We start from the raw sequence: 17,489 nt of genomic DNA on the forward strand, positions 1-17,489 counted from the left end.
AATCGCGGCCATGCGTCCAATCTGTGCTCGACACACATCCAATGTGGGAGCGAGCCTGCTCGCGATGCAGGCACCTCGATCCTTCAGGTGTACGCCAACATGCATAACCCCTGCGCAATCATCCCGGTCTACAACCACGAAACCGCAATCACCGCCGTGGTCGATGCGCTGCTTGCCAGTGGCTTGCCATGCATTCTGGTGGACGATGCCAGCAGCCCGGCCTGCGCCAAGGTGCTTGACCTACTGGCCCAGCGTGACCGGGTTTACCTGATCAGGCTCACCGTCAATCAAGGCAAGGGCGGCGCGGTGATGACCGGCTTGCGCGAAGCTTCGCGCCTGGGCTTCAGCCACGCCTTGCAGGTGGACGCCGACGGTCAGCACGACCTGCAAGACGTCAAGGTCTTCATCGAGCATTCGCGTGCCCATCCCGAGGCGGTAATCTGCGGTTATCCGCAATACGACGCCAGTGTGCCGAAAGGTCGTTTGTACGCCCGCTACCTGACGCACATCATGGTCTGGATCAACACCCTGTCGTTGCAGATTCGCGACTCCATGTGCGGCTTCCGCGTCTACCCATTGCCACCGACCCTGGCACTGATCGACTCGGCCAGGATTGGTAAACGCATGGACTTCGACTCCGACATCCTGGTGCGCCTGGCCTGGCGTAATCTGCCGATGCAGTGGCTGAAAACCAGGGTCCATTACCCTTCGGATGGCGTCTCGCATTTTCGCCTGTTCCACGACAATGTGCTGATTACGAGCATGCACACCCGGCTGTTCTTCGGCATGTTGCTGCGGGCCCCGGTGATCCTCTGGCGACGGTGGCGAGCATGAGCGACAACGCAGACAAACAGCACTGGGCCGACCGCCAGGAGCGCGGCAGCTTCTGGTTGATGAAGTTCACCGCGCTCTGCGCAAAAGTCTTGGGTCGCCGACTGCTGAGCCCGCTGCTGTACGGCATCGTGCTGTACTTTTTCCTGTTCGGGCGCAGCGCCCGCAAAAGCGCCTGGCAATACCAGCAGCGGCTCGCTGACTGGAGCGGCCGTAGCGAATTGCGCCCGAGCCATTGGCGGGTGTTCGGCCAGTTCATGGCTTTCGCCGACTCCATGCTCGACAAACTCGATGTGTGGAACGGCAAGCTGAGCATCGATCAAATCGAAATCATCGACCCGGCGCTGCTGCGCAATAAACTGCGCGGCACACGCGGGCAAATGCTAGTAGGTGCGCACCTGGGCAATCTCGAGGTTTGCCGGGCGCTGGCCGAGATCGGCGAAAAAGTCACCATGAACGTGCTGGTGCATACCAAGCACGCCGAACAATTCAACCGTCTGCTGGGCGAAGCCGGGGCGACCAACCTGCGGCTGATTCAGGTCAGCGAGCTGGACCCGGTGATCATGCTGCAACTGCATGAACGCCTGGAGCGCGGCGAATGGCTGGCGATTGCTGGCGACCGCGTGCCGTTGCATGGCGGGCGTAGCGTGAGCGTGGATTTCCTCGGCCATCAAGCCGCGTTCCCTCAGGGCCCATGGTTGCTGGCCGGCCTGCTGAAATGCCCGATCAACCTGATGCTGTGCCTGAAGAAACCCACTGGCGACTATCGACTGACCCTCGAACCGTTCGCCGACGCCATCGTGTGGAAACGCAGCGACCGCGAACAGGTCATTCATCAGTGGGCCTCCCGCTACGCCGAACGCCTGGGTCACTATTGCCTCGAAGCGCCCCAACAATGGTTCAACTTTTACCCTTTCTGGAAGACCGATGACGACGCCAACGCTTGAGCCGGTAACCTTCGGCGAACTCCCTTTGCGCATCGAAGACGTGCTGGCCCTGGCCAACCGTCAGGTGCCGACGCAGTTGCAGGGCGACGCTGAGTTTCGCCAGCGCATCGCCAAGGGTCCGCAGTTCCTTGACTCCCTGTTGGACAAGGAAGGCGTGATCTACGGTGTGACCACCGGTTATGGCGATTCCTGTGTGGTGGCGGTGCCGCTGCACCACGTCGAAGCCCTGCCCCGTCATCTGTATACCTTTCACGGTTGCGGCCTGGGCAAACTGCTCGACGCCCAGGCCACCCGCGCGGTGCTGGCGGCGCGTTTGCAGTCGCTGTGCCAAGGCGTTTCCGGGGTGCGCGTGGAATTGCTGGAGCGCCTGCAAGGCTTCCTCGAACACGACATTCTGCCGTTGATTCCGGAAGAAGGTTCGGTGGGCGCCAGTGGTGATCTGACGCCGCTGTCCTACGTCGCCGCGACCTTGTCCGGCGAGCGCGAAGTGATGTTCCGTGGTGAGCGTCGACAAGCCGCCGATGTGCACAGCGAACTGGGCTGGGAACCGCTGGTGTTGCGCCCCAAAGAAGCGCTGGCGTTGATGAACGGCACCGCCGTGATGACCGGCATCGCCTGCCTGGCTTATGCGCGCGCTGATTACCTGCTGCAACTGGCCACGCGCATCACCGCACTTAACGTAGTTGCCTTGCAAGGCAACCCGGAGCACTTCGACGAGCGTCTGTTCGCCGCCAAACCCCATCCAGGGCAGATGCAAGTCGCCGCCTGGTTGCGCAAGGATCTGGCGATCGATGCGCCGACCGCGCCGCTGCATCGCCTGCAAGACCGCTATTCCCTGCGTTGTGCGCCGCACGTGCTCGGCGTGCTGGCCGACAGCCTGAACTGGCTGCGCTCGTTCATCGAGATCGAACTGAACAGCGCCAACGACAACCCGATTATCGACGCCGAAGCCGAACGCGTGCTGCACGGCGGGCACTTCTACGGCGGCCATATCGCATTCGCCATGGACAGTCTGAAAACCCTGGTGGCCAACGTCGCTGACTTGCTGGATCGCCAGCTCGCCCTGCTGGTGGACGAGCGCTACAACCACGGCCTGCCGAGCAATTTGTCCGGTGCCACGGCCGACCGCGCGATGCTCAATCACGGCTTCAAGGCGGTGCAGATCGGCACCAGCGCCTGGACCGCCGAAGCCCTGAAAAACACCATGCCGGCCAGCGTCTTCTCGCGTTCCACCGAGTGCCACAATCAGGACAAAGTCAGCATGGGCACGATCGCCGCCCGCGACGCCATCCGTGTGCTGGAGCTGACCGAACAGGTCGCCGCTGCCACCTTGCTCGCCGCCAACCAGGGCGTCTGGCTGCGCGGCCAGGCTGAAGACGCGCGCCCATTGCCACCGGCATTGGCTGCGATGCACTTTGAGCTGGCCAAGGACTTCCCGCCGGTCATCGAAGACCGTGCCCTTGAAGGCGAATTGCGCCTGTGCCTGCAACGCATCGCTGAACAACACTGGAGGCTGCATGCGTAGCAAGGGAGTGCTTCACACCGACACGGAAATCCTCGTACCGTTCTTTGACGTCGACACCATGAACGTGGTCTGGCACGGCCATTACGTCAAATACCTGGAGGTCGCCCGCTGTGCGCTGCTGGACAGGATCGGCCACAACTACGACGCCATGGTGGCGTCGGGTTACGCGTGGCCGGTGATCGACTTGCAGCTGCGCTATGTGCGCGGCGCGGTGTTCGGCCAGAAGCTGAATGTGCGTGCCAGCCTGGTGGAGTGGGAAAACCGCCTGAAGATCAGTTATCTGATCAGCGATCTGGCCACCGGCGAACGTCTGACCCGCGCCTGTTCCGTACAAGTCGCCGTCGACATGAGCAGCCGCGAAATGCAGTTGGCTTCACCGAAGGTTTTCACCGATGCGGTTGAAAGGATGCTGCCATGAACTCGCTCCTCAAATGCCTTGGCGCTTTAGCGTTGCTCGGGCTCTCATCATTGGCGCAGGCCTTCGATCTGCAACAGCTCAGCGATCAACTGGCCAAACCCGATGTGATCCACGGCAGCTTCGTCCAGGAAAAACACCTGCGTGCCCTGCCCCAGCCGCTGACCAGCAAGGGCACCTTCGTTCTGGCGAAGAATCACGGCTTGCTCTGGCTGCTGAAAACCCCGCTACAACAGGACTACCGCATCAGCGCCAAGGGCATTGCCCGGCGTGATGCCAACGGTTGGCAAATGCTGCCGAACAAAAGTGCCGGCGCCGAACAGAACCGCTTGTTCCTCGCGGTGCTGCAAGGCGACAGCAGCGGCTTGCAAAGGGATTTCGAGCTTGCGCTGAGCGGCGATGCCCAGAACTGGAAACTGACCCTGACCCCGCGTTCGATGCTGCTCAAGCAGGTGTTCAATCAGATCAACATTGACGGCGGCGAACTGGTGCACAGCATCGAGCTGCTCGAAACCCAGGGTGACCGAACCCTGTTGCGCATGCAGGACAGCACCAGCGCACAACCTTTGAGCGATGCGGAGCAACATGACTTTGCCGAGTGAACGGATGCTGCCGCGGCTGTTTCTGATCCTGCTGCTGGCGGTGCTCGCGCTCGCCGGCTGGCAATGGCGTGACGGTGCACCGCTGTCGGCCAATCTGATGGAACTGGTGCCAGGCACGGCGCCAGACGCGCTGGAACTGCGCGCCGAACAGCGCATGCAAGAACCGCTGAACCGGGAAATGCTGGTGCTGGTCGGCCATCAAGACCGCCAGCAAGCCATCGCCATGGCGCAAAAGCTGGGCGAGCAGTGGCAGGCCAGCGGCGTGTTCGAAAAGGTCCAGTGGAACCTGCAGGCCGACTTGCCGGCGCTGCGCACGCAATTGCTGCAAGGCCGACTGGCGATGTTGTCCGTGGCCGACCGGCAGCAACTCATCGAGCACCCCGACACCTTTATCCAGCAACGGGTACAAGCCCTGTTCGACCCGTTCACCGGCTTCAGCCTGGTACCGAGCCAGGACGACTGGCTCGGCCTGACCGGGCGCATCCAGAACAGCCAGCCGCAACACGGCTCGGTACAACTGGACATCGGCAGCGGTGCGCTGGTTGCCGATGCCGACGGCAAGAGTTGGGTGATGCTGCGGGCGCGAACCGTCGGCAACGCGTTCGATATGAACCTGCCGCTGCAAGTGGCTGACCTGCTGCAACACAGTCGCGAAGAAGCCGCCCGCTCGGATGTGCAACTGCTCGCCGCCAGTGGCCTGCTGTATGCCGCCAGCGGTCAACGGCAAGCCGCGCGCGAAATGACTTGGGTCGGTGGTGGCGCCACGGTCGGGATTCTGTTGCTGCTGTTGCTGGCCTTCCGGCGTTGGCGAGTGTTGCTGGCGTTCGTCCCGGTGCTGGTGGGCATGTTGTTCGGTGCGGTGGCTTGCGTGGCGCTGTTCGGCCACATGCATGTGATGACGCTGGTGTTGGGCTCAAGCCTGATCGGCGTGGCGGTGGATTACCCACTGCATTACCTGTCCAAAAGCTGGAGCCTGAAACCCTGGCACAGCTGGCCGGCGTTACGCCTGACCCTGCCGGGGCTGACGCTGAGCCTGATCACCAGTTGCATCGGCTACCTGGCCCTGGCCTGGACGCCGTTCCCGGCCCTGACCCAAATTGCCGTGTTCTCCGCCGCCGGCCTGCTTGGCGCCTACCTGTCGGCAGTGTGCCTGCTGCCGGCGCTGCTCAAGGGCGTGGTTCTGCGCCCGGCGCAGTGGCCCATGCGCATCGCCGAGAAATTGCTGGAGCTGCGTGAAACGTTGCTCAAATACGTACGCTCACCGGTACTGCTGGCACTGCTGATCGCCTTTTGTGTCGGCGGTCTGTTGCAGCTGCAGAGCAAAAACGATATTCGCCAATGGGTCGGCGCACCGCAGCAACTGACTGACGAAGCCCAGACCATCGCACGCATCACCGGCTATCAACCCACCAGCCAGTTCTTCCTGGTGCGCGCGGCCAATCAGCAAGAATTACTCGAACGCCAGACGGCACTGAGCGAGCGTCTGGATCAGTTGGTCAACCTGGAAAAACTCCAGGGCTACCTGTCGCTCAATCAACTGGTCAGCCAACCGAGCGAGCAGCGCAAAGTGCGTGAAGCACTGAGCAAGCTGCCACAGTTCTGGCAACCGTTGCTCGACCTCGGCGTACCGGCCGCCGCGTTGCAGGCCGAGTTGGCAACGTTGCAGGCGCTGCCCACCGAAGACATCGACACAGCGCTGGCCGGCCCATTGGCCGAGCCCTACCGCACCCTGTGGCTGGGGCCGACCGATGACGGCGTGGCCGCGATGGTCAGCCTGCAAGGCTTGAACAATCCCACGCTGTTGCGGGTCCAGGCCCTGGACTTGCCGGGTGTGGAACTGGTGGACCGCCTCGGCGAACTGAACCAGGTTTTCGCCGCCACTCAAATCAGCGCCGCTGAATTGAAACTCGCTTCCTGCGTGCTGATCGTGCTGGTACTGATCCTGCCATTCGGTTTCGGTGGCGCGCTGCGTATCGTCTCTTTGCCGCTGCTGGCGGCCCTGTGCAGTCTGGCAAGCCTCGGCTGGCTCGGTCAGCCGCTGACACTGTTCAGCCTGTTCGGCCTGCTGCTGGTAACGGCCATCAGCGTCGATTACGCGATCCTCATGCGCGAACAAATCGGCGGTGCCGCGGCGAGTCTGCTGGGCACCTTGCTGGCGGCGGTGACCACCTGGTTGTCGTTTGGCTTGCTGGCAGTATCCAGCACGCCGGCAGTGAGCAACTTCGGCTTGTCGGTGAGCTTGGGCCTGGCATTCAGTTTCATCCTGGCACCGTGGGCCGGACGCCAAGTTCACGCCGCCCCAGTTACGGAGCCGGCAGCATGATGGTCGCGGTGTTCTGGGTGATGGCCCTGGTGTTATTCGCCGTGGCCACCCGTGTCGGTCGTCATTTCGGTCTGATTCCGATCGTCAGCCAGTTGCTGCTGGCGACCTTCGGCCTGCCGTTGCTGATGTACTTCTGGATCGAACCGGGCTGGCACCTGAGCGGTGCCAACCTGATCTCGCCGGGCTGGCTGAAGAACCTCTACAGCCTGAGCTTTGCCTTGCTGCTGGGGCACATCCTCAGCGACGTGATCGACCTGCGGCTGGAACGCCAGAGCCTGAAAATCGCCCTGCCGAGTTTCTGCATCCCGTTTGCCTGCGGGCTGGCGACAGCGGTCTGGCTGTTGCCGCCGCAGCCGTGGATCAGCTCGCTGGCGGTCGGTCTGCTGTTCGCCATCACCGCGATTCCGGTGTTGTATCTGTACCTGCGACACATCAACTACCCGCCCGCTGCCACCCGACGCCTGGTGCAGACCGCGATCCTGATCGACCTGACCTGCTGGACCCTGTTCGCGTTTGCCCAGGGCAGCCTGCACCTGAGCAGCCTCTTGCTGCCGCTGGCCGGCGCCTGTCTGCCGTTGTTGCTGCGACTGCTCAGGTTGCGCCAACCGTTGCTGCACAGCGGCTGCTTCTTCGCGCTGCTGGTGGTCGCCGAACACTTCAAACTCAATGCGCTGATTTTCGGCATCGGCTATCTGCTGTGCATGGCCGCGCTCAAGGTACCATTGGTGCTGCCATTGTCGGCGGCGTGGATGAGCCGTTTGCAGACCTGGATCGCCATCCCGCTGATCCTCACGTTCGGCATCGTGCAGATCAACGTGCACAGCGCTATGGCCAGCCTCGGCTGGGTGCAACTGGCGGCACTCCTGCTGCTACCGATTGCCAGCAAACTGCTGGGCAACTGGCTGGGGTTGGGCTGGGGCGGCGCCTCGTTTGAAGGTGCCAGCCGCTGGAGGGAAAGTCTCCTGCTGAACATTCGCGGCTTGAGCGAGATCGTTTTTCTCAACCTGCTGCTGCAACAACAGCTCATCAGCCCGGCGCTGTACTTCGCGCTGATGTTGATGGGCTTGATCGCAACCCTGCTGCCGGCACTCGCCGGCATGCACCGAATCCCTTTGAACATCGCCGCCCCGGCAAGGAGCACCCGTGCCAACAGTTGAAATGGAACGTCGTCAGGTACTGGTGATCGGCGCTGGCCCCTCGGGCGCCATCGCCGCCGCGCTGCTCAAGCGTAAAGGTCATGATGTGCTGATGATCGAACGCCAGCATTTCCCACGATTTTCCATCGGTGAAAGCCTGCTGTCCCACTGCCTGGATTTCGTCGAAGAAGCCGGCATGCTCGAGGCAGTAAATGCGGCTGGTTTCCAGCGCAAGAACGGGGCGGCGTTCGCTTGGGGCGATCAGTACAGCGCCTTCGATTTCGGCGATACGTTCAGCAACGGCAAGCCGACGACGTTCCAGGTCCAGCGCGCCGATTTCGACAAGCTGCTGGCCGATCAGGCTGAGCTGCAAGGTGTCGAAGTCCGTTACGGCGAAGCCATCGTCAGCGCCGATTTCAGCCTGCCTAAACCGCAGCTCGACGTGCTTCGCGAAGACGGTAGCCAGTACCGCGTCGAAGCCGACTTCGTGCTTGATGCCAGCGGCTACGGTCGCGTGCTGCCGCGCTTGCTCGACCTTGAAGCACCGTCGAATTTCCCGGTGCGCCAGGCCGTGTTCACCCACGTCGAAGATTGCATCGACAGTCCGGCTTTCGACCGGGAGAAAATCCTCATCACCACCCATCCGACCCAGCGCGATATCTGGTTCTGGACCATCCCGTTCAGCAACGGCCGTTGCTCGGTGGGCGTGGTGGCAGCCGCCGAACACTTCGAAGGCCGCACCGAGAATCTGGACGACTGCCTGCGCGGCTTCATCGCCGAAACCCCAAGCCTGGCCGCTGTGCTGAACAATGCCGTGTGGGACACGCCCGCGCGGACCATCGGTGGTTACTCGGCCAACGTCAAAACCCTGCATGGCCCAGGTTTCGCCCTGCTGGGCAATGCGGCGGAATTTCTCGACCCGGTGTTCTCTTCCGGCGTGACCATCGCCATGCGTTCGGCGAGCATGGCCGCCGGGGTGCTGCACCGCCAACTGCAAGGTGAAAGCGTCAACTGGCAGACCGAATTCGCCGAACCGCTCAAGCGCGGCGTCGACACCTTCCGTTGCTACGTCGAAGGCTGGTACGCGGGGACCTTCCAGGATGTGATTTTCTATCAGGGCGGCACAGCGGATATCCGCCGCATGATCAGCTCGATCCTCGCGGGTTACGCCTGGGATGAACGCAACCCGTTCGTCAGCGAACCCAAACGTCGACTGCGGATGATCTCGGACCTTTGCGCACAGGATCCGACATGAGTTACTTGAGCGACAACTACGTCGAAGAAACCCGTTTCGGTTTCTGGTTCCTGCGCAGTCACACCTGGCAGCACCATGTATTGCGCGTGGCGATCAATGATTTGCGCAACCTGTTCAGCGCGCCATTGCCCGACAACCCGGTATTGCTGGATGCCGGTTGCGGCCAGGGCAAGTCGTTCCAGTACCTGCGCCAGACCTTCGCGCCTCTGCGCCTGATCGGGCTGGATGCCGACCCTCACAGCCTGAACCTGAGCGGTGCGGAAGCGGCCCGCCAGGGCATGGATGTAGAGCTGCTCGGCAGCGACTGCGCCAGCATCAAAGTGCCGGACGCCAGTGTCGATCTGCTGTTCTGTCACCAGACCTTCCATCACCTTGTCGAGCAGGAACAGGCCCTGGCCGAGTTCTATCGAGTGCTCAAGCCGGGCGGTTATTTGCTGTTCGCCGAGTCCACCGAGGCTTACATTGATACGTGGGTGATTCGCTGGCTGTTCCGCCACCCGATGCACGTGCAAAAGAGCGCTGCCGGCTACCTGGACATGATCCGTCGACAGGGTTTTGAATTCGGCCCGCAGAACGTGTCTTACCCTTACTTGTGGTGGAGCCGCGCCAAGGATTTCGGCCTGCTCGAACGCTTCGGCCTGCGCCAGCCAAAACCCTTTGGCCAACGGGAAGAAACCCTGGTCAATGTAGTCGCGCGCAAGACTCTTGAAGGGTGTGCCTGATGATCCGTTTCCTGCTTCTGGGTTGTGCCCTGTTGCTGAGCGCTTGCGCCAGCCAGGCACCGTTGCCAGAGCGAACCCCGAACCTGGCGTTGCCGCTGCAACTGCACATCGAGCGTCAGATGGCCGAACAGCGTCAGGACTGGCTGCTGGTAATCCAGCGTGAAGGCCCGGGCATTCGTTGGTCGATGATGGACCCTTTGGGGATTCCCGTGGCACGGCAGAAACTGATCGATGGCCAATGGCAGGCCGACGGCCTGCTGCCGCCCAATCCGGAAGCCCGGGAGCTGTTCGCAGCCTTGTTGTTTGCGTTGACCCCTGCGGGCGAGTTGCATGGCAACTATCCCGCCGCCCGGCAGGATGGCGGGCAACGCTCCTTGTCACCACGCTGGAACATCCGCTATTCACAACCACTGAGCTTTGAATTGAACGTGTCCCAAGGCCCGCACTATCGCGTCACTCCGTTAGGCGAGCACACGCCATGACGGCCTATCTGAACGCCCTCGGGGTGATCTGCGCCCTGGGCCGCGACAAGCAGGAAGTCGCCCGCAACCTGTTTGCCGGCGATTGCTCGGGCATGCGCAGCGAGGCCGGCTGGGTGGCGGAACGCACGCTGCCAGTCGCGGCGGTGCGCGGCGAGCTGGCGCCGATTCCGGCTGAGCTGGCGCATCAAAGCAGTCGCAACAATCAATTGCTGCTGGAGGCCGCGCTGCAAATTCGCGAAGACATCGAGCAGGCGATCCAGACCTACGGCCGCGACCGTATCGGCGTCATCCTGGGCACCAGCACCTCGGGCATCGACGAGGCCAGCAGCGGTCTTGCCCATTACATCCGAGAGCACCAGTTCCCTGCCGACTATGACTATCAGCAACAGGAACTCGGCGCGCCGGCGACGTTTCTCGCCGACTGGCTGCAATTGAGCGGCCCGGCCTATGTGATTTCCACCGCCTGCACCTCCAGCGCCCGCGCGCTGATGAGTGCTCAACGACTGCTCGACCTGGGCATGTGCGACGCCGTGTTGTGCGGCGGTGTCGACAGTTTGTGCAAGCTGACCCTCAACGGTTTCTCGGCCCTGGAAGCGGTGTCCGAACAGCGCTGCAATCCGTTTTCAGCCAACCGCAACGGCATCAACATCGGCGAAGCGGCGGTGCTGTTTCTGATGAGCAAAAACGCCGGCAACGGCCAAGCGATTGCCCTGCTGGGCAGTGGCGCCAGCTCCGATGCACACCATATTTCCGCGCCGGAACCGACCGGCCGTGGCGCCCTGCAAGCGATGCGCAAAGCCTTGAGCCGCGCAAGCCTGCAACCGCAGCAGATCGGCTATCTGAACCTGCACGGCACCGCCACGCAACACAACGACGCCATGGAAAGCCTGGCCGTGACGACGCTATTCCCGCAAGGCGTGCCCTGCTCGTCGACCAAACCGATGACCGGCCATACCCTCGGCGCTGCCGGTGCCCTGGAAGCGGCGTTCTGCTGGTTGAGCCTGAGCGCGGACAACCGCGAACATGCGTTGCCGCCCCACGTATGGGACGGCCAGCCCGATCCTGAATTGCCGGCCCTGCATTGGGTGACCCCGACCGACCACCTGACGTCCATTGCACCTCGCTACCTGATGAGCAATTCCTTTGCCTTCGGTGGCAATAACGTCAGCCTGATTATCGGAGACGCCCCATGATTGCCTGGCCGCTCGCCGAACTGCTGCCGCATGCCGGCGACATGATCCTCATCGAGCAGATCCTGTCGTTCGATGACGAACAGATTCACACCCGACTCACCGTCAAACCCGGCGGCCTGTTCAATCGCCCCGACGGCAGCCTGCCAGCCTGGGTCGGCATCGAGCTGATGGCCCAGAGCGTCGCCGCATACGCCGGCTGCCATGCACGCCAGAAAGGCAATGCGGTGGAGTTGGGTTTCCTGCTCGGCACCCGTAAATTCGAATGCAACGTGGAACACTTCCCCGCCGGCACCGAGTTGACCATCCATGGAATACGCTCGCTGGAAGACGACAACGGCATGGGTGTGTTCGAATGCCACCTCACCGCCCCCGGCATCCACGCCACCGCCCGGCTGAACGTGTTTCGCCCGCCTCAGGCCGCGCAATATCTTCATGAACCCCAAGGAGTCGAGTGATGACTGAATCCGTACTGGTCACCGGCTCCAGCCGTGGTATCGGCCGCGCCATTGCGTTGCGTCTGGCCCGGGCCGGGCATGACATCGTGCTGCACTGCCGCAGCGGTCTCGCGGACGCCGAAGCCGTCAAGGCCGAAGTCGAGACCCTGGGCCGCAACGCGCGCATCCTGCAATTCGACGTGTCCGACCGCGCCAGTTGCAAAGCTATTCTTGAAGCCGACGTCGAAACCCATGGCGCCTATTACGGCGTGGTGCTCAACGCCGGCCTGACCCGCGACGGTGCTTTTCCGGCCCTGAGCGAGGAGGATTGGGATCTGGTGATGCGCACCAATCTCGACGGTTTCTACAACGTGCTGCACCCGGTGATGATGCCGATGATCCGTCGTCGCGCCGCCGGGCGGATTGTTTGCATCACCTCTGTTTCCGGGTTGATCGGCAATCGCGGGCAAGTCAATTACAGCGCGTCCAAGGCCGGTTTGATCGGCGCAGCCAAGGCGTTGGCGATCGAACTGGGCAAACGCAAAATCACGGTTAACTGTGTCGCACCCGGCCTGATCGACACGGCGATGCTCGATGAAAATGTGCCGGTGGAAGAACTGATGAAAATGATCCCCGCACAACGCATGGGCACCCCTGAAGAGGTGGCCAGTGCGGTGAATTTCCTGATGTCGGCGGAAGCGTCGTACATCACCCGGCAGGTTCTGGCCGTCAATGGAGGCCTGTGCTGATGAAGCGCGTCGTCGTCACCGGCATGGCCGGCATCACCTCACTGGGCAGCGATTGGGACACCATCGCCGCCAACTTCGCCGCCAATCGCAGCGGCATCCGCCGCATGGACGAGTGGGATCGCTTTACCGAACTCAACACCCGCCTGGCCGGGCCGATCGACGACTTCAAAGTGCCGAGCCACTGGACCCGCAAGCAACTGCGCAGCATGGGCCGCGTCTCGCGGCTCGCTGTTGGTGCTGCTGAGCAAGCGTTGGCGGACGCCGGTCTGCTGGGTGACGAATCGATCAAGGACGGGCGCATGGGCGTTTCCTGCGGCTCCTCCACCGGCAGCACCGACGAGATCAAGGCGTTCGGCAATATGCTGCTCAACTCGGTGGCTGAAGGCCTGAACGCCAACTCCTACGTGCGGATGATGCCGCACACCACGGCGGCGAATATCAGCATTTTCTTCGGCCTCACCGGCCGGCTGATCCCGACCTCCAGTGCCTGCACCAGCGGCAGCCAGGGCATCGGTTACGCCTACGAATCGATCAAGTTCGGCCGCCTGCCGCTGATGCTCGCCGGCGGCGCCGAAGAGCTGTGCCCGACCGAAGCCATGGTGTTCGATGCGCTCTACGCCACCAGCCTGAAAAACGATGCCCCGCAAACCAGCCCTCGCCCTTACGACACCGGCCGCGATGGCCTGGTGATCGGTGAAGGCGGCGGCATGCTGGTGCTCGAAGAGCTCGAACACGCCCTGGCACGCGGCGCACACATCCACGCCGAGATCGTCGGTTTCGGCAGCAACGCCGACGGTCAGCACGCCACCCGTCCGGAGCAGCTCACCATGCGCCGGGCCATGGAACTCGCCCTGGAAGACGCCGGGCTGCAGCCTTCGGACATCGGCTATGTGAACGGTCATGGCACCGCGACAGAACAGGGCGACATTGCCGAAACACTGGCCACCAGCGCGTTGTTCGGCGAACACATGCCAATCAGTTCGCAAAAGAGTTTCCTCGGCCACACCCTGGGAGCCTGCGGCGCGCTGGAGTCCTGGTTCAGCATCGAAATGATGAACCGCGACCAGTACGTGCACACTTTCAACCTCGATGAGGTCGATCCGAAGTGCGGCACGCTCGATTACCTGCGCGGTGAGTTCCGGCAGATGAGCAATGAGTACGTGATGAACAACAATTTCGCTTTTGGTGGGGTCAACACCTCGTTGATTTTCCGCCGCTGGTCGTAATCGAATAACTCAGGGTCAAGGAGACCTTCATGCACTTCAAGAAACTCGCTGCCGCCACCACCTTGCTGATCTGCGCGTTGCCAAGCATCAGCCAGGCCCGTGACACCGCGGTGTATCTGCCTTTTGACAAAGCAGTCGCCGAAGCAACCCGTGCCGGCAAAATCGATGGCAGCGTGAAGTTCTACCTGGCAGGCAATACACCGACTGGCAACGTCACCGTAGTCAGCCCAGGTGCCGTGACCAACAAGAAAACCAACGCCTTCAACAAGTCTGACGAAGTGGCCTGCGAATGGGTCGCGCAATCGGCAATCATCAGCCTGCACCAGGCCGCGAAGAACGCCGGCGCCAACGCCGTGACCAACATCGTCAGCTTCTACAAAAGCAATGAGCGCAAGGATGCCAAGAATTATGAGTGCCACGCAGGGGCGCTCATGGCGGGCGTTGCGTTGAAAGGGGATTTGGCGAAGGTTCAGTAAGACCTTGAGTTCAATAGGAGGACGAGCCGAACGCTCGTCCTGTGGCGAGCGAGCTTGCTCGCGCTGGGCTGCGCAGCAGCCCCCAAATCCTGACATCACTGAAGATTTTGTGAGCGCTACGCACTCAAGCGGGAGCAAGCTCCCTCGCCACAATGACAAAGGGCGCCTTTCGGCGCCCTTTTTTCAAACAGGTCGGGTTGTCATCGCCCTTTACCTGTCTGGCTCTGCGATGGCTGTTTGTCCAGGATCCTCAGAGTCTTACAAGCCCCTTTCGGCAACGCCGCTAGTATCGTTCAAGAATCTATCCCTGCCGCGAGCACGCTCAATCGTCTCAAGCACTTTGGCGATAAACTCCAAATCACCTCTCATTGCATCCATGCAAACTTCTAGATATTCAGCCCTCTCATCTTCTGTTTTGAGATAGTCAGCGGAGTCCCATCGACTGAATTGTTCGGTCATGGTTTTCATGCCTGCTGGTGCCTTCCGACAAACCTCGCATCCTGAAATTTCCGCGTAGTAACACTGACAATAAAATTACCGAAGGCCAGGAAAGCACACAAGTCGGTGGTTTCTGATGCATTTGTAGGTAATGCCGCAATGTTGCGTAGTCACCAACACAACCGTAATTCAACCACTCCGACCCCATGAAGACGGCTTTGCCAAGCCTCCACGCCCAGCGAAGAAATGAAACTAGGGAAAGCGCCGTCTGTCATTTCGGAAACGTCCCACAGCGAGACCTTAAGTTTCGCGATAGGGTCGATACCCCAGCGACATGTCGGGGTACTCCAGGGATGAAAAACATGAATAGAAAAGCGGTGATCGTTTTTAGTGGTGGCCAAGATTCAACAACCTGCTTGATCCACGCATTGCCAAACTACGAAGAAATACACTGCATTACATTCGATTATGGACAGCGCCACCGCGCAGAAATTGAAGTTGCGCAACAGCTTTCGGTAAAGCTTGGCGTGACAGTGCACAAGGTTTTCGACACTTCATTATTAAATGAGTTAGCGATCAGTAGCCTTACCCGCGACAACATCCCAGTACCAATTTCTGCCTGCTCAGGGGAGAGCCTGCCAAACACTTTCGTACCTGGCCGGAATATTCTGTTTTTAACGCTTGCTTCTATTTATGCCTATCAAGTGGGTGCCGAGACTGTAATCACGGGAGTTTGTGAAACCGACTTCTCAGGCTATCCGGATTGCAGGGATGAATTCATCAAGGCTATGAATAACGCCGTTGAACTGGGGATGGACTATAAATTACGAATTAAAACCCCACTTATGTGGTTAAACAAGGCAGAAACCTGGGCGCTGGCCGATCACTACAAACAGCTAGACTTAATTCGCCACCATACTCTGTCGTGTTACAACGGCATAAAGGGAAGTGGTTGCACCCAATGTGATGCGTGCATCCTTCGTGCAAAAGGATTAGATAAGTTCATGAAAAACAAAATAGAAACGATGACCAGTCTAAAAGAAAAAATTTAAAAAAGAAGTACGCTACAAGGGGAGCTATTAGCGCCCCTTCATTTTCCGTTATGCCGTCGAAACCGCAGCCACATATTTTCTAAACAAATGCCTTACTCCATAGGCAGGCAAAACATTAAAGACAGCAAAGCACATCTTTATAGCTATCTGAACATAAATTATGTCTAATATTTCATTATTTGGCATCACCCCATAAAACGCAATAGAGCAAAAAATAAAACTATCTACTATCACAGCAAAAAAGGTACTTAAGAACACTCGAAGAAATAGAAACCTGGAATTTGTGAGCTCCTTTATCTTGCATAACAAATAAGAATTGAAGTACTCAGAAAAAATAAATGAAATAGACGAAGCGATCAAAACTGAAGATACATGAGTCATGACCTCGCTAAACGGAGCATCAAGCTTCCAACCTGGCAGTCCAGGTAGATAGCTAGTAGTGCTAAGCAAGATAATAATGAGTGCATTACTTGAAAAAGCAAATAATATAGCCTTCCTCGCGAGTTTAAACCCATAAGACTCATTTAACAGATCGACTATTAAAAACGTTAGCGGATATAGAAAAACCCCAGGAGTGACAACCACATCAAATCGCTCAAGATAAACAAGCTTCGTGGCCGCTACATTTGAAAAAATGTAAAGCGCAAAAAGCAAAAGATTGAGTACCACATAAGTCAACCAAGACCGCTCATGGCGATCATTGACTTCGTATGCAGTTAACGCCGCCCCACCAGAATAAAACTTCCTGTAAACATCCTTAATTTCGACCTTGCTTAAATTGTCTAATATCTCGCTTTTCAAAAGTTCGTTCAGTTTTACTCGAAGAATTTTTCCTGTAGAGATCACCATGACTACAGCAAGACTCTTGTTGCTCTCAAACCCAAGAAGCTTGTATTTACTATTCTCAGCAGCGTCATCCATTGAATCGTTGCTCCAGTACGTCCCCTATAACACAGAAAACATCAGAATCAAAACACGCGCTACTAACTACATATAAAATCCCTGTTCTCTTTTCATACACCAATTTCTCCCTGGCACTCCTCGACAAACCTTTCTTTACTATCAACAAATCTCCTGACTCATAGACACCCGGGATATCATTTTCTAATAACACACCGATTACGTTGCAGGCTGATCCGAAATAGTAAGTAAGCGGGTAAGTGGCAGCCAACTCACCGATTCTTTTTTCCAGACTCTTGATCAACAGAGCCTCTTTAACCACCGGAACAGCCGCCGGATTCATATTCCCCAGCAGCGAAACGTCGCTCTCAATTATTTCCTTTTCTTCAAAATTTACTGTTTCTATCTCTTTGTAGGACACACCAAAAAAATCAGAAATCTTGCGAATTGTAGATCGTTGAACATTCACCACCCTCCCTTCCAGTATGTTATATATCGTGGTCCGGGTCAGCCCACTGGAATTACACAAGGACAGCTGCGTTTCTCCTCGACTTTTTATCAGATACTTAATATTATTTTTTAAATTTTCTGTTTTTTCTTTTTTATGCATCAAATATTTACCATGTACTTATAACCTTCAGCACTACGCTGGTGTTTCGCGAACCCAGCATCCTACAGAACCAGGCCTTATACAAAATCAATATCACAAAGACGCTAAATAATCATTAGATAATATTTCGCCCCCCCCCAGCGCTAAAACAAACTCGCCGTTGATATTCAACA

19 protein-coding genes are annotated in these 17,489 nt (G+C 58.9%); 16 read left to right on the plus strand and 3 right to left on the minus strand.

What is annotated here, in order from left to right:
* The first annotated feature begins 99 nt into the window (after positions 1-99).
* Genes PMI30_RS17140 through PMI30_RS17070 form a run of 15 tightly spaced genes read left to right on the plus strand, consistent with a single transcriptional unit; the run spans position 100 to position 14,316 of the window.
* Entirely contained in the window at positions 100-834 is a 735-nt protein-coding gene (locus PMI30_RS17140; RefSeq protein WP_008009141.1) for a glycosyltransferase family 2 protein, read from the plus strand.
* The gene (locus tag PMI30_RS17135) at positions 831-1,778 is read left to right on the plus strand and encodes an LpxL/LpxP family acyltransferase (protein ID WP_008009143.1); all 948 of its coding nucleotides are present in this window, start codon (positions 831-833) and stop codon (positions 1,776-1,778) included. The genes PMI30_RS17140 and PMI30_RS17135 overlap by 4 nt, the downstream gene beginning before the upstream one ends.
* A complete protein-coding gene (locus PMI30_RS17130; protein ID WP_008009146.1) occupies positions 1,759-3,303 on the plus strand; it encodes an HAL/PAL/TAL family ammonia-lyase in 1,545 nt (514 codons plus the stop codon). The genes PMI30_RS17135 and PMI30_RS17130 overlap by 20 nt, the downstream gene beginning before the upstream one ends.
* Positions 3,296-3,721 carry an acyl-CoA thioesterase gene (locus PMI30_RS17125; protein ID WP_008009147.1) on the plus strand — a complete coding sequence of 142 codons (426 nt, stop codon included), beginning with the start codon at positions 3,296-3,298 and terminating at the stop codon, positions 3,719-3,721. Before PMI30_RS17130 ends, PMI30_RS17125 begins: the two co-directional genes overlap by 8 nt.
* Positions 3,718-4,320, plus strand: a complete 603-nt coding sequence (locus tag PMI30_RS17120) for an outer membrane lipoprotein carrier protein LolA (RefSeq protein ID WP_008009149.1) — start codon at positions 3,718-3,720, stop codon at positions 4,318-4,320. The genes PMI30_RS17125 and PMI30_RS17120 overlap by 4 nt, the downstream gene beginning before the upstream one ends.
* Complete coding sequence (locus PMI30_RS17115; protein WP_008009153.1) at positions 4,304-6,643, plus strand: MMPL family transporter; 2,340 nt, start codon at positions 4,304-4,306, stop codon at positions 6,641-6,643. The genes PMI30_RS17120 and PMI30_RS17115 overlap by 17 nt, the downstream gene beginning before the upstream one ends.
* Entirely contained in the window at positions 6,640-7,800 is a 1,161-nt protein-coding gene (locus PMI30_RS17110; RefSeq protein WP_008009156.1) for a hypothetical protein, read from the plus strand. The genes PMI30_RS17115 and PMI30_RS17110 overlap by 4 nt, the downstream gene beginning before the upstream one ends.
* Positions 7,787-9,034, plus strand: a complete 1,248-nt coding sequence (locus tag PMI30_RS17105) for an NAD(P)/FAD-dependent oxidoreductase (RefSeq protein ID WP_008009158.1) — start codon at positions 7,787-7,789, stop codon at positions 9,032-9,034. The genes PMI30_RS17110 and PMI30_RS17105 overlap by 14 nt, the downstream gene beginning before the upstream one ends.
* Positions 9,031-9,756, plus strand: a complete 726-nt coding sequence (locus tag PMI30_RS17100) for a class I SAM-dependent methyltransferase (RefSeq protein WP_008009159.1) — start codon at positions 9,031-9,033, stop codon at positions 9,754-9,756. Before PMI30_RS17105 ends, PMI30_RS17100 begins: the two co-directional genes overlap by 4 nt.
* A complete protein-coding gene (locus tag PMI30_RS17095; RefSeq protein WP_008009161.1) occupies positions 9,756-10,238 on the plus strand; it encodes a DUF3261 domain-containing protein in 483 nt (160 codons plus the stop codon). Before PMI30_RS17100 ends, PMI30_RS17095 begins: the two co-directional genes overlap by 1 nt.
* Positions 10,235-11,431, plus strand: a complete 1,197-nt coding sequence (locus PMI30_RS17090) for a beta-ketoacyl-[acyl-carrier-protein] synthase family protein (protein ID WP_008009162.1) — start codon at positions 10,235-10,237, stop codon at positions 11,429-11,431. Before PMI30_RS17095 ends, PMI30_RS17090 begins: the two co-directional genes overlap by 4 nt.
* Positions 11,428-11,886, plus strand: coding sequence for a hotdog family protein (locus PMI30_RS17085; protein ID WP_008009164.1), 459 nt, complete (start codon positions 11,428-11,430; stop codon positions 11,884-11,886). Before PMI30_RS17090 ends, PMI30_RS17085 begins: the two co-directional genes overlap by 4 nt.
* Positions 11,886-12,614 carry a 3-oxoacyl-ACP reductase FabG gene (gene fabG, locus PMI30_RS17080; protein WP_008009167.1) on the plus strand — a complete coding sequence of 243 codons (729 nt, stop codon included), beginning with the start codon at positions 11,886-11,888 and terminating at the stop codon, positions 12,612-12,614. Before PMI30_RS17085 ends, fabG begins: the two co-directional genes overlap by 1 nt.
* The gene (locus PMI30_RS17075; RefSeq protein WP_008009169.1) at positions 12,614-13,840 is read left to right on the plus strand and encodes a beta-ketoacyl-ACP synthase; all 1,227 of its coding nucleotides are present in this window, start codon (positions 12,614-12,616) and stop codon (positions 13,838-13,840) included. The genes fabG and PMI30_RS17075 overlap by 1 nt, the downstream gene beginning before the upstream one ends.
* Before the next feature lie 29 nt (positions 13,841-13,869).
* The gene (locus PMI30_RS17070; RefSeq protein ID WP_008009171.1) at positions 13,870-14,316 is read left to right on the plus strand and encodes a hypothetical protein; all 447 of its coding nucleotides are present in this window, start codon (positions 13,870-13,872) and stop codon (positions 14,314-14,316) included.
* Between the two features lie 258 nt (positions 14,317-14,574).
* On the opposite strand, the gene PMI30_RS0129665 is transcribed toward PMI30_RS17070, so the two are convergent.
* Positions 14,575-14,784 (minus strand): helix-turn-helix domain-containing transcriptional regulator, encoded by a 210-nt coding sequence (locus tag PMI30_RS0129665; RefSeq protein ID WP_157173025.1) that lies wholly within the window; start codon positions 14,782-14,784, stop codon positions 14,575-14,577.
* Positions 14,785-15,116: 332 nt separating this feature from the next.
* Between PMI30_RS0129665 and queC the strand changes: the two genes are divergently transcribed.
* Entirely contained in the window at positions 15,117-15,806 is a 690-nt protein-coding gene (gene queC, locus PMI30_RS17065) for a 7-cyano-7-deazaguanine synthase QueC (protein WP_032835306.1), read from the plus strand.
* Between the two features lie 48 nt (positions 15,807-15,854).
* On the opposite strand, the gene PMI30_RS17060 is transcribed toward queC, so the two are convergent.
* Together PMI30_RS17060 and PMI30_RS17055 are read right to left on the minus strand one after the other, a co-directional pair.
* Positions 15,855-16,727 carry a queuosine precursor transporter gene (locus tag PMI30_RS17060; protein ID WP_008009177.1) on the minus strand — a complete coding sequence of 291 codons (873 nt, stop codon included), beginning with the start codon at positions 16,725-16,727 and terminating at the stop codon, positions 15,855-15,857.
* On the minus strand, positions 16,720-17,316 hold the full coding sequence (locus PMI30_RS17055) for a helix-turn-helix transcriptional regulator (RefSeq protein ID WP_008009180.1): 597 nt from the start codon (positions 17,314-17,316) through the stop codon (positions 16,720-16,722). Before PMI30_RS17055 ends, PMI30_RS17060 begins: the two co-directional genes overlap by 8 nt.
* Positions 17,317-17,489 lie beyond the last annotated feature (173 nt).

Source organism: Pseudomonas sp. GM50 (genome assembly GCF_000282375.1).
In the GTDB taxonomy this organism is placed as follows: Bacteria; Pseudomonadota; Gammaproteobacteria; order Pseudomonadales; family Pseudomonadaceae; genus Aquipseudomonas.